This window comes from Aminobacter sp. BA135 (genome assembly GCF_050859125.1).
In the GTDB taxonomy this organism is placed as follows: Bacteria; Pseudomonadota; Alphaproteobacteria; order Rhizobiales; family Rhizobiaceae; genus Aminobacter; species Aminobacter ciceronei.
The window spans coordinates 537,140-550,000 of the sequence record NZ_CP139572.1 but is presented as its reverse complement, the minus strand read 5'-3'; the positions used below and the strand labels follow the sequence as shown (position 1 = coordinate 550,000).

Here is a 12,861-nt window from a genome sequence, read left to right as displayed (position 1 = left end):
CGAAGCCGTACCTGTGAGGGGCGGTGGAGGTATCAGAAGTGCGAATGCTGACATGAGTAACGTAAGGGGTGTGAGAGACACCCCCGCCGAAAGTCCAAGGGTTCCTGCTTAAAGCTAATCTGAGCAGGGTTAGCCGGCCCCTAAGTCGAGGCAGAAATGCGTAGACGATGGGAACCACGTTAATATTCGTGGGCCTGGAGGAAGTGACGGATCACGTATGTTGTGGGGTCTTATTGGATTGATCCCTGCAGCGGAGTGGTTCCAGGAAATAGCTCCTCCTTATAGACCGTACCCGAAACCGACACTGGTGGACTGGTAGAGTATACCAAGGCGCTTGAGAGAACTATGCTGAAGGAACTCGGCAAATTGCACGCGTAACTTCGGAAGAAGCGTGACCCTTTCCTGCGCAAGCAGGGTGAGGGTGGCACAGACCAGGGGGTAGCGACTGTTTATCAAAAACACAGGGCTCTGCGAAGTCGCAAGACGACGTATAGGGTCTGACGCCTGCCCGGTGCTGGAAGGTTAAGAGGAGAGGTGCAAGCTTTGAATCGAAGCCCCAGTAAACGGCGGCCGTAACTATAACGGTCCTAAGGTAGCGAAATTCCTTGTCGGGTAAGTTCCGACCTGCACGAATGGCGTAACGACTTCCCCGCTGTCTCCAGCATAGACTCAGTGAAATTGAATTCCCCGTGAAGATGCGGGGTTCCTGCGGTTAGACGGAAAGACCCCGTGCACCTTTACTATAGCTTTACATTGGCATTCGTAGTGGCATGTGTAGGATAGGTGGTAGGCTTTGAAGCCAGGGCGCCAGCCTTGGTGGAGCCACCCTTGAAATACCACCCTTATCTCTATGGATGTCTAACCGCGGCCCGTTATCCGGGTCCGGGACAATGTATGGTGGGTAGTTTGACTGGGGCGGTCGCCTCCTAAAGAGTAACGGAGGCGCGCGATGGTGGGCTCAGACCGGTCGGAAATCGGTCGTCGAGTGCAATGGCATAAGCCCGCCTGACTGCGAGACTGACAAGTCGAGCAGAGACGAAAGTCGGTCATAGTGATCCGGTGGTCCCGTGTGGAAGGGCCATCGCTCAACGGATAAAAGGTACGCCGGGGATAACAGGCTGATGACCCCCAAGAGTCCATATCGACGGGGTTGTTTGGCACCTCGATGTCGACTCATCGCATCCTGGGGCTGGAGCAGGTCCCAAGGGTATGGCTGTTCGCCATTTAAAGCGGTACGTGAGTTGGGTTCAGAACGTCGTGAGACAGTTCGGTCCCTATCTGCCGTGGGTGTAGGAATATTGAAAGGATCTGTCCCTAGTACGAGAGGACCGGGATGGACGGATCTCTGGTGGACCTGTTGTGGCGCCAGCCGCATAGCAGGGTAGCTATATCCGGACGGGATAACCGCTGAAGGCATCTAAGCGGGAAACCCACCTTAAAACGAGTATTCCCTGAGAACCGTGGAAGACGACCACGTTGATAGGCCGGGTGTGGAAGTGCGGCAACGCATGAAGCTTACCGGTACTAATAGTTCGATAGGCTTGATCGTTCTCATTCCTTATGTTCATCGCAGTGCGATCCCAAAGGGATCGTCACGAAATGCGACAAAAGCACAAAAACAGCTTCTCGATTAACATGCGCTTTGCCGACCTGGTGGTTATGGCGGAGCGGCTGCACCCGATCCCATTCCGAACTCGGCCGTGAAACGCTCCAGCGCTGATGGTACTTCGTCTCAAGACGCGGGAGAGTAAGTCGCTGCCAGGTCTGCCAAGCGCATGTTAAATCTTCTCGATACAAAAGGCCCGCCAACGGGTAGACGGGCCGCGTAAGCGGCCCTTTCCTTTGGCAAAAGCCAGACAAAAGACATTTTGCCTGTCGCAAAAGTCTGAAAACGTTGAAAAAGGACATTTTGCCTGTCGCAAAAGTCCGGTGGCGCGGGGTGGAGCAGCCCGGTAGCTCGTCAGGCTCATAACCTGAAGGTCACAGGTTCAAATCCTGTCCCCGCAACCAAATACCAAAACAGCCCAGCTTGTCTGGGCTGTTTTGGTATTTGGACGCAGGTGACGGTCGAGGTGAACCTGCATCAGGGGCCCGCCAGAAGGCAAAGCCGACGACGCGGGACAAAAAGCCAAATCCTGTCCCCGCAACCAACAATAAAAGCCCGCCAAGGTGAAAACCACGGCGGGCCTTTTGCTATCTGGAACCCACTGACTGCCCGATCTTGAAGCGCATCAGGGGCACGCAACAAAGCCAATGCCGCAGACCCAACAATCAAAAGTCCCCAAAGGTCAAAACCACCGACGGCTCTGTCGTGGCTGGACGCTGGTGACGCGACAGCTGAAAGTGCGGCACGGTCCGCGCCGGCTAAGGTCGCCGGAGCTTGAGCTGGCAGGCCTCGACCAAACCTGCTCCGCCCGTCCGCCTCATGCTCCTGAAGGCCTAAGCCAAATAGCGCCTGTCCCAGTCGGCCATCCTATGCGCATTGCCGATCTGCATCGCCTGCGAAAAGGCCGAGCGGACACCCCCGAACACCGTCGACACCAGGATCTTCGGCCGCGCGGCCAGTTCCGCGCTCGCCATATCTGCTGCAGTCGACCCGCGATGAAGCGCCCGGATGTCCAGCAGAACCACGTCGCCGGCCCTAACGTCGATGCGAACGACGTCCTCGGCCGACGCTTCCGCAAGGGTTTCGAGCCGCGTGTCATCGAGCGGTGTGGGCGTAAGATGCGAGCCTGGCAGGATCCGAAGGCTGGCGCCGTCCTGCAGATAGACCAGTGCCTTGAGGCATCCGGCCGTCTCCGCCCAGGGATCGCAATCCTTGAGGAAACCGCTGTAGCGGCCACGCAGCAGATCGGTGTGCCAGTGTTGGGAGCGATTGACCGTAATGTCGCTCAAGCCAAGGGCGAAATACGGGATGTCCTGGTAATAGGCCTGCAGGAACCGGTTGATCGTCTCGTCGGTGGCGATCCTGGCGTGGACTGCCGCCAAGGCTGGAAAGCGATGAAAGCCGGCGAGATGGTAGGAGTGGGCGACGTTACGTGTCTGTCCCATGCTGCCGAGATTGTCGACGGCAGCTTGGCGAAATGCCTCGATTTCGGCTTTGGCGAAGACTTGCGGCAGAACGCAATAACCCTCTCTCAGGCTCAGGTTCGTCAGTTTCGGATCCATGCACCCCAGCTCAGCCCTGCTTCAACGATCGGCGCTTGCGCACCCGCTTCGCCTTGAGATCGGAGCGCAGTCGCTCGATCAGGCCACGCGTGTCCGGCTCGCCCCAGATGCGCCGTTCGCTCCACAATCGATTGTAGTTGTTTCCGCCTGATGGCACCAGATCGCTGAACTCGCCTTCCGCTGTCTTGTTGCGGATGGCCACGATTTCTCCGGACGGCATCATCTTGACGATGTTGACCCTGCCGCTTTGGTCGGTGTTCAGCCGCGGCGAGTCGCCGAAGGTGATCGAGCGCCAGTCGGACGTCTCGGCAAGAACGCGGCCGAACAAATAGGGTCCGGTCGGTTCCAGCGACGAGTGTCCATAGAAGCGGGCGTTGAAATGCGTGACGATGCGGTCGATCGCCCGCGCCAGAACCGGATTGCCGGCTTCGGCATAGATGAGCGCGTTGCTCGTCGCCCAGGAGGGGTGGCCTGATATGTCGCGGAAAACCACCATCTTGCAGCGGCTCCCGATCGCGATCGGGCGCAGGTGGAGATAGGACAGGTCGGAATAGAGCCCGCCATAGCTATGCAGCAGGCAGTAGCGCGCCAGATCCGCCTTGAAAGCGTAAGGCGTCAACGCTTGATAAGCCTGCAGTACCGGTTCGGGATAGCTGGCGGCGAGAAATGCGGTCAGTTCTTCGTTGTCGTAGCGCCGGTACTCAGCGTCGGGATAGGTCGACCTGAACGACTCGACGTTGCGCGCGAAGCTGTCCGTTGTCGCTGGCGACGGCTGCGCGCCGTCGGTGATCATGATCTGGAAAAGCCGCAGCGGCGGTTTTGTCATTCCATTCGTCCCCGATTGCGACCGTGTTATCAGCCCGAGCGTGGGCGTGAGAAGGGGCTGTCTGGTCGGGCAGGGGGACGTTGCGGCTAGAACAGCTCAAAATCGCCCGATGGCGCGACGTTCGGCTGCGCGGAGGTCTGGCCGGCCAGGCGTGCTGCTAGGTCTGAAAGGGTGATCGCTGCGAGGGCCGCTTGCGGATCGAGCTGCCAGACTGGGCTCGTGCCCGTGCCGATTTCGTCGACATAGCCGGCTAAGCATCGAAGTTTCTGCTCGATGTGGTCAAAGCTCTGCAGCGCCTGCGCATAATGCGGGTCGCTGCCGCCGAGCTGGCTGCTCTGGGCGGAAACCAGCGGATGCAGCCTTTCCACTTGAGCGGCGATGTCATTCAACTCGCTGCTCACCCGTCCGAGCAGTTCGGAAACGGGCACAAGTGTCTCATGGCAAAGTGCAGTGGCACGCGATGGCATGTCGGAACGGCCTTTCAGAAGATCAGAAGAACTCGACGGAACCGCCCGAAGGCGCGACCAATGGCTGTTTGGGCGGAACAGGCGCAACAAAACCCTTGTCGCCGGAGAGCATGACCTGGCGCGCGCGCCCCGACAATGGCCAGTATTCGACCCGGCGGCCGCGATCGCCGCCGAGATCGCCGCCGACGATGCTGATGCCTTCATTGCGCAGGAACGTCTCGGCAAACTCGCCGTTCATCGCGCCGATATCCGAAAGACCATCGATGGTCCGGGCCCCCCCGAACAGCTTGGCTTCCAGCCGGTGGCGATGGGCGCCACGCTGCAGCAGGCCGTTGACGAGCAACTCCATCAGGTGGACGCCGTAACTCTGGGCATCGAGCGACGAGCGGCCATTGTTGCCCGGCAGCAGGAAGTGGTTCATGCCGCCAGTCCGGGCAAAGGGATCGCGAATGCAGGCGGCGACACAGGAGCCGAGAATGGTCGTCAGCACGACGTCCTCCCGGTCGACCACGTGGTATTCGCCGCGCATGACGGTGATGCGCTGGTTTACGAGGGTCACTTAAGGATCCCGACGATTGCTTCGATAGCCTTCTTGAGCGCCGGCGTGGTGAACGGCTTGGTCAGGAAGTTGTTGACGCCAAGTGCCACGGCGGCTTCCAGGAGCTGGCGGTCGCCCTTGCCGGTCAGGAGGATGAACGGCGTCGCCCGGGTCGGGCCGTAGGAGCGGATCGCCTTCAGCAGCTGCAGTCCGTCGAGCTTCGGCATGTTGAAGTCGGAGATGACCATGTGCGAGGGCTGCTCCATCATCATGCGCAGCGCCTGCTCCCCGTCCTTGGCGATGGCGATCTTGCGGATGCCCATCTCCTGCAGCGCATCGGTGATGAGCATGCGGCTGGTCGTCGTATCGTCGACCACGAGGACCTTAAAGTGTTCGAGGAAGGACATTTTTAGCTCCGTTGGAATTCGAGCGCGTCAGCGCGAGGATGTGGGAGGCGATCTTGTCCAGCGGCGCCTGCCGCTCGACCGCGCCGACTTCGAAAGCGACCCTGGGCATGCCGTAGACAAGGCTGGTGGCCTCGTCCTGACCGATCGTGCCGGCGCCGGCCTGGCGCATCTGCAGCAGTCCGGCAGCACCGTCGCGGCCCATGCCGGTCAGGATCGCGCCGATGGATTTCGAGCCTGTCGCCTTGGCCACCGAGGCAAACAGCACGTCGACCGACGGCCGATGGCCATTGACCGGATCGGTGCTGCGCAGCCGGCAGCGCAACTGGCCGGGCCCCGAAATCTCGAGATGCGTGGCACCACCGGGGGCGAGATAGATGTGCCCGGTCGTCAGCGGCGCGCCATCGACGGCCTCGCTGACACGTGGCCGCGACATGCGGTTGAGGCGCTCGGCGAAGCTCTTGGTAAAGGCTGCCGGCATATGCTGGGTGATCACGGTGGGCGGGCAGTTCTCCGGAAACTGCGACAGCACGGTGATCAGCGCCTCGACGCCGCCCGTCGACGAGCCGATCGCCACGACCTTGCCGTTGGGCACATAGTCGGCGTTGGCAGCAGGCTGCTCGCGCTGGGCGTTCGGCTGGTTCGTCGCCAGCGGGCGGATCTGGGCACGTGCTGCTGCCTTCACCGTCGCTTGCAGCGCGCCGAAGGCGCGGTCGTCGCTGAACGACGCCTTGGAAATACAGTCGAAGGCGCCGATCTCGAGGGCCGTGATCGTGGCCGTGGCATCCCTTGAGGTCAGGCTCGACACCATGATGACGGGCATCGGCCTCAGCCGCATGATCTTCTCGAGGAATTCGAGCCCGTTCATGTTCGGCATCTCGACGTCGAGCGTGATGACGTCGGGATTGAGTTCCTTGATCTTGGCGCGTGCCTCCAGCGGGTCGGCGGCATGGCCGACGACCTCGATGGCCGGGTCGAGGCGCAGCACTGCGGAAAGCAGTGTGCGCATGGTGGCGGAATCGTCGACGATGAGAACGCGAACCGGCTTCATGCGGCGCCTGCGCGCAGCTTGTAGGTGGTGATCCCTTCGGGCTGGAAATCCGCCGTCGCAGGCCCTGAGACGCGCTCGGAATGGCCGATATAGAGCGTGCCGCCCGCCGTCAGCAGCGGAACGAAGCGGCTCCAGATCCGCGACTGCGTCGCTTCCTCGAAATAGATGACGACGTTGCGGCAGTAGATCGCCTGGAACTGACCCTTCATCGGCCATGCGCCGATCAGGTTGAGCTCGCGGAAAGCCACGATCGTACGCATTTCGTCGGCAGCGCTGAACGAGTTGCCGTCGCCTGAGCGGACTGGCGTGAACCAGCGCCGGCGCAAATCAGGCGGCACCGGGCGAAGGGCTGCCTCGCTGTAGATTCCCTCGCGACCGAACGCGACCATGTTGGGGTCGATGTCGGTCGCCAGAACCCGGATGTCGTGGTTGGCGGCTTCCGGCATCAGCGACAGGATCGTCAGGGCGATCGAATAGGGTTCGGCGCCATTGGAGCACGCCGCAGACCAGATCCTGACGCGGCCGCCGCGCCTCGCCGCTTCGAGCAGCGGCGGCAGTACCTGCTTGGCCAGATGTTCGAAGTGATGCGGCTCACGGTAGAAATTGGTGACGTTTGTGGTCAACGCCGCCAGCATCTTCTGGCGCTCGTCGAGACCCTCGCGGGAGGCGATGAGCGCGCAGTAGTCGCGGAAGCTTTCCAGTCCGAGCGCCCGCAGGCGCTTGGACAGCCGGGAGTAGACGAGTGCTGCCTTCGCCTCGGTCAGATGGATGCCGGCGTCGGCATGGAGCATCGCCGCGATCTGCCGCAGGTCCTCGCCGGTGAGCACGAACTCACCGGCGACCAGGCTCTGGCGCTGATTGCGCGGCTTGTCGATGTTTTGCAGACTGGTCATGCCGCGATCGGCTCAAGCGCCGGCAGGACGTTGTCCAGCGCGATCAGGCTGATCATGCGGCCTTCGATGGCCAGCACGCCGCGTACGAAGGTCTTGGCCATGTCCGAGGCGACGTCGGGCGTCGGCTTGATGGCGTCGTCGGTGACCGACAATATGTCGGACACGGCGTCGACCAGTAGGCCCACCACCTGGGTGCCGACCTGAGCCACCATGATAACATGGCGAACGGTAGGCTCCGGCGGCTGGAAGCCGAGGCGGGCAGCGAGATCGACGATCGGCAGGATCGCGCCGCGCAGGTTGATGACACCGCGGACGTAGGGCGGTGACTTCGGCAGCACAGTCGCCGGTGCCCAGCCTCTGATCTCGCGCACCGACATGATGTCGACGCAGAATTCCTGCTCGCCGATACGGAACGCGATGAGTTCGCGGCTGCTGTTGTCGTGTTTGGTGGTCTCGATCATGGCATCACCCTGCTGCTGCAAGAACGGGTTCAAGAATGGTCGCGTCGGACTGCGAATTGGCGATCACGGTGTCGACATCGATGATGAGGGCGACGCGGCCATCGCCGAGGATGGTTGCTGCGGCGATGCCCGGCACATGCCTGTAGTTGGACTCCAGACTCTTGATGACGACCTGGCGCTGGCCCTGGATCGTGTCGACGAGCAGGGCGCTGCGGCGGCCGCCTTCGGTCTCGACCAGGATTGCCACGCCTGCCAGCGGATCGGTGGCGGTGTTGCGGAAGCCGAGCTCGCGGCCGACGTCGATCAGCGGCGTAAACGCATCGCGGATCGCAATGACCCTGGAGCCGCCGCCGAGGCCGTGCACGTCGGCTGCCTTGGGCTGCAATGTCTCGATGATCGCCGTCAGCGGCACGACCAGCGTCTGGTCGGCCACCGTCACCACCATGCCGTCGAGCACGGCGAGCGTGAGTGGCAGGCTCATGGTGAAGGTCGAGCCCTTGCCGGGGCGCGAGGTGATCGACAACCGACCGCCAAGACCCTGGATCGAGCGCTTGACCACGTCCATGCCGACGCCGCGGCCAGAGATGTTCGACACTTCCGATGCCGTGGAGAAGCCAGGCAGGAAGATCAGATTGTCGATCTCCTCGTCGGACAGCACGGCGTCGGCTGCGATCAGACCCTTCTCCACAGCGATCGCCTTGACCCGCGAGCGGTTGATGCCGGCGCCGTCGTCGGCAACCTCAATGACGATGCGGCCCGAGCGGTGCATCGCCGAAAGACGCACAACGCCTTCGGCCGGCTTGCCGGCGGCGATACGCACCTCGGGCTTTTCCAGCCCATGGTCGATGGCGTTGCGGATCATGTGCGTCAATGGGTCGTTCAGGCGGTCGATCACCGTCTTGTCGACTTCGGTGCCTTCGCCGTCAGTGATCAGGCGGACCTGCTTGCCGGTCATGCTGGCAACTTCGCGCACCAGGCGCGGAATGCGCTGGAACACCGACTTCACCGCCTGGGCGCGGATCGCCATGACACAGTCCTGGATCTCGCGCGTCAGGTGCTCGAGCTCGTCGAGGCCAAGGGCCACAGCGGATCCAGGTACGTGTCCGGCTTCCATGACGCGCTGCGACAGCATCGCCTGGTTGATGACGAGCTCGCCGACAAGGTCGATAAGTCGGTCGACACGCTCGAGATCGGCGCGGATGGTCTGCGGGGCACCCGCATTGGCATTGGCGCCGCCTTCGCTGTTGCGCGCCGCGGCAGCCTTCGTCGGCTGGGCCTCGACTTCGGCAACAGCCTCGCGTTCCTCGGCCGATGGCAGCGGGATGATCTCCGCCGTCGTTGCCGGCTGAGCCGCCTCGTCGCCCTGGATGGAGCGGAGCAGGGCAGCGAATGCGTCTTCGGTCGAGTCGGCGCCGGGCTCGGCATCGGAGGAACCGGCGCCGGCTGCCTGGATGGTCAGGCTGGAATCCCATTCCACGAATTCGAAGACTTCGCGGATCGCGTCCTCACCCTTTTCGGTGGTGAGCTTGATGGTCCATTCGAGATAGGCGCCTTCCGGATCGAGTTCGGCGAGAGACGGCAAGCCGCTTGCGTCGCAGCTGATGTCCAGCTCGCCGAGCCGTTCCAGTTCGCGCAGCACCAGCACCGTCTCGTTGCCCTTGGCATAGAGTTCGGGCCTGGGCTTGAAAGTGATCGTGTAGCTGCGCCCGATTTCGACAGGTGCGTCCGAGAAATCGAACGCCACGGTGACGGGCGTGAAGGAGAAGTCGCTCATGTCGTCTTCTTCTTCGGCTTCCGCCTCCGCCCCGCCGGGGCTCAGTGCGGTGAGCTCGCCGACAAGCACTTCGCTGCGGCCGCTGTCGACCGTGTGGCCATCGCGTGCCGCCGCCACGAGATCTGCCAGAAGGTCGGCGGCGCGCAGCATGACTGCCATGACGTCGGCCGTCGGTTCCAGCGCGCCGTTGCGGACGTGGTCGAGCGTGGTTTCGAAGACATGGGCGAACTGCACCAGGTCTTCTAGGCTGAAGGCGCCAGCGCCGCCCTTGATCGAATGCACCGCGCGGAAAACCGCGTTCACGGTGTCGGATTCGGCTTCCCCGCGTTCCATCGCGAGAAGGCCGGTTTCCAGTTCGGCGAGTTGTTCCTCGCACTCCTGGAAGAAGGTCTGCTTGACCGCTGCCATTGCGTCCACGGACATGTCTCCTGGTTCAGGCCGACACGCGGCGGATGGCGTCGATCAGCTTGGCAGGATCGAATGGCTTGATGATCCAGCCGGTCGCACCCGCACGGCGGGCGCGATCCTTCTTCTCGGCATCGCTCTCGGTGGTCAGCACCAGGATCGGAATGCCGCGATAGGTGTCGTCTGCACGCACATGCTCGATGAAGCCGAAACCATCCATGCGGGGCATGTTGATGTCGGTGACGATGACACGCGGGGTCTCTGTCTTCAGCACCTCGAGGCCATGGACGCCGTCCTCGGCTTGAATGACCCTGTAGCCGGCTTGCGTCAGCGCCAGTTTCAGCATCTCGCGCATGGTGCGAGAATCATCGACGGTCAAAATGGTCGCGCTCATTCCGGCATCTCCTCCCTGGTGAAATCCGCTTCCGAGAAGCCCAGGAGCCGCAGGCCTTCGACGAAGCCGGGCGTCAGGTTGGTGAAGGAGAGCGCGGCGTCATCCGCGCTCCAGGTTTGTTGCGCCGACAGGAGAACCTGAAGGCATTGACCGCCGATCCGCTCCACGCGCGAGGCATCGATGGTCAGCGCGGTTCCGCGCATTGCGAGCAGGCTTTCGGTCAGAGGCGCTGCCGCCCTGAAGTCCAGCGCTGCCGCAAGCTCGAGTATCCGTTGTGAAGGATCGGACACGGTGGTCATGGCTGGCTCAGAACTCCTGCCAGTCGTCGGCCGCCGGAGCGATCGCACGGGCTGCGGAAGAACCGAAGCTCGAGGATGCAACCTTCAGCTCGGGGCGTGGTGCGCGCGACGCAGGGGACTTGGCGCTTGCCGGGCGGCCGGAGGACTCGACGACCGAGAGCTTGCCGAGCCGGAACGTGCTGATCTGGCGCGACAGTTCTTCGGTTTCCTGCGACAGCGAGTGGCTTGCGGCAGTCGATTCCTCGACCATCGCGGCGTTCTGCTGGGTCACCTGGTCCATCTGGTTGACCGCCGAGTTGACCTGGTCGAGACCGGTCGACTGCTCATGCGCGCTGGCGGCGATGTTGGTGACGACGGCATTGATCTCGGCCACCTGGAGAACGATGCGCTCCAGTGCCTTGCCGGTCTCGGCGACCAGCTTGACACCTTCGCCGACCTGGGTCGTCGAAGCGGAGATCAGGCTCTTGATCTCGCGGGCGGCTTCCGCCGAACGCTGGGCCAGTGCGCGCACCTCCGAGGCAACCACGGCGAAGCCGCGTCCAGCGTCGCCGGCGCGAGCCGCTTCGACACCGGCGTTGAGCGCCAGGAGGTTGGTCTGGAAGGCGATCTCGTCGATCACGCCGATGATGCGGCTGATCTGCTCGGACGACTTCTCGATCGTGCCCATGGCGTCGATCGCCTTGCGCACCACCACGCCGCTGGTCTCGGCATCGGTCTTGGCCGTCGAGACGACATCACGGGCATGCACTGCACCTTCGGCCGTCTTCTTGACGGTCGCGGTGATCTCGTCGAGCGCAGCTGCGGTCTCTTCGAGGCTTGCGGCCTGCTGTTCGGTGCGGCGCGACAGGTCGTCGGCGGCGGTGTAGATCTCGCCGGTGCCGGCGTGGATTGCCTTCACGCTGGACGTGATGCTGAGCATGGTCTGCTGCAGCTTCTCGACCGACTCGTTGAAGTCCTGGCGCAGCTTGACCAGCTTGTCCGGGAACGGTGCGTCGATGCGGTGCATCAGGTCGCCCTTGGAAAGTGCGTCGAGGCCGTGGCCCAGAGCCGAGATCGCAACCATGTCCTGGCGATCTTCCTCGGCCTTCTGCGCGGCGCGCAGTGCGGCCTCGTCCTCGGCGCGGCGGCGCGTCTCGGCGGCTTCTGCCTCGAGACGAACCTTCTCGATCGCGGCTTCCTTGAAGGTCTGCACCGCGGACGCCATCTGGCCGACTTCGTCGCGACGACCGATGGCCGGAACCACGACCTTGAGGTCACCGGAAGCCAGGCTACGCATCGCATGCGTCATGTTGTTGACCGGCGTTGCGATCTGGCTGGAGAGCCACAGCGCGATCACCACAAGGATAGCGATGATCAGGCCCGCGCTGCCGAGCTGCAGGTACTGTGCTGTCGCAATGGCGTCGTTCTTGAGAACCGCAGTGTCCTCTTCCCATTTGCCAATCTCGGCCTGCATCTCGGCAACCGCCTTGCGGACGGTAGCCTGCACTTCCGAGGCGCGGGTCGAACCAGCGAGCTCGCGGCCGCGATCATAGGTTTCCGGCTTGCCAGCGAGCTGGACGATCGGATCGCCAATCTCGTTGCGCCAGTTGTTGGCGGCTGCCTGGAAATTGTCGATCGCCGCGATCACGTCCTTGTCGGTGATCTGCCGGCTCCGGGCGTCGGCGATGGTCTTGTCGACGTTCAGCGACGTGTCGTGATAGCGCTTGGCGACGTCCTCGCGCAGGCTCAGCACATAGGTGCGGGCGATGTTGGCGCGGTCGAGATGCAGGGCTTCGGCTTTGCCGAGTGTGTTGAGAACGCCACTTGCAACCTGAAGCTCCGCGCTGGCAGCTTCGAGCTGGCTCAGCGCGCGCATCATCATCCCGCCGACGACGAGGCTGACGATGACGATCGCCGAGAAGGCAAGCACCAGCTTGCGGGTGATGGAAAGATTGGCGGCGGAGAAGCCCCCTTTCTGCGGCGGAGCGCCGTAGTGGGTTGCTGTCGGGTCGAAGGTGGAACTCATTGGGCGTTTCCTTGCCGTAGAGGTAGAACTTGGTTGCCTGGCCCCACAGGTCTTCTTCGTCGGCAAAGTATGGCCGATCGCTGGGAAGCTTTTTCGCTTCGCACCGCCTGAAGACATGCAGGAATGTGAGTAGGGGATGGCGCCGGCGGCGTCGCCAGCGCGTGTTTTGCTTCGAA

Annotated in this window: 12 protein-coding genes, 1 tRNA gene and 2 rRNA genes (1 of these 15 running past the window's edge); 3 read left to right on the top strand and 12 right to left on the bottom strand. The window is 62.7% G+C overall.

Translation table 11 applies throughout. The features are described from left to right. From SLT36_RS02680 to SLT36_RS02670, 3 genes are all read left to right on the top strand, one after another. Nucleotides 1-1,549: ribosomal RNA gene (locus SLT36_RS02680) — 23S ribosomal RNA — on the top strand; it begins 1,263 nt to the left of the window's first position. Nucleotides 1,550-1,649: 100 nt separating this feature from the next. Continuing rightward, nucleotides 1,650-1,764, top strand: a 5S ribosomal RNA gene (rrf, locus tag SLT36_RS02675). Nucleotides 1,765-1,933: 169 nt separating this feature from the next. Then, a tRNA-Met gene (locus SLT36_RS02670) sits at nt 1,934-2,010 on the top strand. A gap of 429 nt (nt 2,011-2,439) precedes the next feature. On the opposite strand, the gene SLT36_RS02665 is transcribed toward SLT36_RS02670, so the two are convergent. From SLT36_RS02665 to SLT36_RS02610, 12 genes are all read right to left on the bottom strand, one after another. Continuing rightward, on the bottom strand, nt 2,440-3,168 hold the full coding sequence (locus SLT36_RS02665; RefSeq protein WP_432285699.1) for a phytanoyl-CoA dioxygenase family protein: 729 nt from the start codon (nt 3,166-3,168) through the stop codon (nt 2,440-2,442). Nucleotides 3,169-3,178: 10 nt separating this feature from the next. Continuing rightward, nucleotides 3,179-3,994: a glycosyltransferase family 32 protein gene (locus SLT36_RS02660; protein ID WP_432285698.1), complete on the bottom strand. Its 816-nt coding sequence runs from the start codon at nt 3,992-3,994 to the stop codon at nt 3,179-3,181. An 86-nt stretch (nt 3,995-4,080) separates the two neighbouring features. Further along, nucleotides 4,081-4,422, bottom strand: coding sequence for a hypothetical protein (locus SLT36_RS02655; protein WP_432285697.1), 342 nt, complete (start codon nt 4,420-4,422; stop codon nt 4,081-4,083). A gap of 61 nt (nt 4,423-4,483) precedes the next feature. Then, complete coding sequence (locus SLT36_RS02650; RefSeq protein WP_432288227.1) at nt 4,484-4,990, bottom strand: chemotaxis protein CheD; 507 nt, start codon at nt 4,988-4,990, stop codon at nt 4,484-4,486. A gap of 26 nt (nt 4,991-5,016) precedes the next feature. Next, nucleotides 5,017-5,406, bottom strand: a complete 390-nt coding sequence (locus SLT36_RS02645) for a response regulator (RefSeq protein WP_067955473.1) — start codon at nt 5,404-5,406, stop codon at nt 5,017-5,019. Continuing rightward, nucleotides 5,384-6,454, bottom strand: a complete 1,071-nt coding sequence (locus tag SLT36_RS02640; protein ID WP_432285696.1) for a protein-glutamate methylesterase/protein-glutamine glutaminase — start codon at nt 6,452-6,454, stop codon at nt 5,384-5,386. The genes SLT36_RS02645 and SLT36_RS02640 overlap by 23 nt, the downstream gene beginning before the upstream one ends. After that, nucleotides 6,451-7,347: a CheR family methyltransferase gene (locus tag SLT36_RS02635; RefSeq protein ID WP_432285695.1), complete on the bottom strand. Its 897-nt coding sequence runs from the start codon at nt 7,345-7,347 to the stop codon at nt 6,451-6,453. Before SLT36_RS02635 ends, SLT36_RS02640 begins: the two co-directional genes overlap by 4 nt. Then, nucleotides 7,344-7,808, bottom strand: a complete 465-nt coding sequence (locus SLT36_RS02630; protein ID WP_154387179.1) for a chemotaxis protein CheW — start codon at nt 7,806-7,808, stop codon at nt 7,344-7,346. The genes SLT36_RS02635 and SLT36_RS02630 overlap by 4 nt, the downstream gene beginning before the upstream one ends. Nucleotides 7,809-7,812: 4 nt before the next feature. Next, on the bottom strand, nt 7,813-9,990 hold the full coding sequence (locus SLT36_RS02625; RefSeq protein ID WP_432288225.1) for a chemotaxis protein CheA: 2,178 nt from the start codon (nt 9,988-9,990) through the stop codon (nt 7,813-7,815). A gap of 25 nt (nt 9,991-10,015) precedes the next feature. Further along, nucleotides 10,016-10,381, bottom strand: a complete 366-nt coding sequence (locus SLT36_RS02620; RefSeq protein WP_432285694.1) for a response regulator — start codon at nt 10,379-10,381, stop codon at nt 10,016-10,018. Beyond that, nucleotides 10,378-10,680 carry an STAS domain-containing protein gene (locus tag SLT36_RS02615; protein WP_432285693.1) on the bottom strand — a complete coding sequence of 101 codons (303 nt, stop codon included), beginning with the start codon at nt 10,678-10,680 and terminating at the stop codon, nt 10,378-10,380. Before SLT36_RS02615 ends, SLT36_RS02620 begins: the two co-directional genes overlap by 4 nt. 7 nt (nt 10,681-10,687) lie before the next feature. Further along, a complete protein-coding gene (locus SLT36_RS02610) occupies nt 10,688-12,685 on the bottom strand; it encodes a methyl-accepting chemotaxis protein (RefSeq protein WP_432285691.1) in 1,998 nt (665 codons plus the stop codon). Nucleotides 12,686-12,861 lie beyond the last annotated feature (176 nt).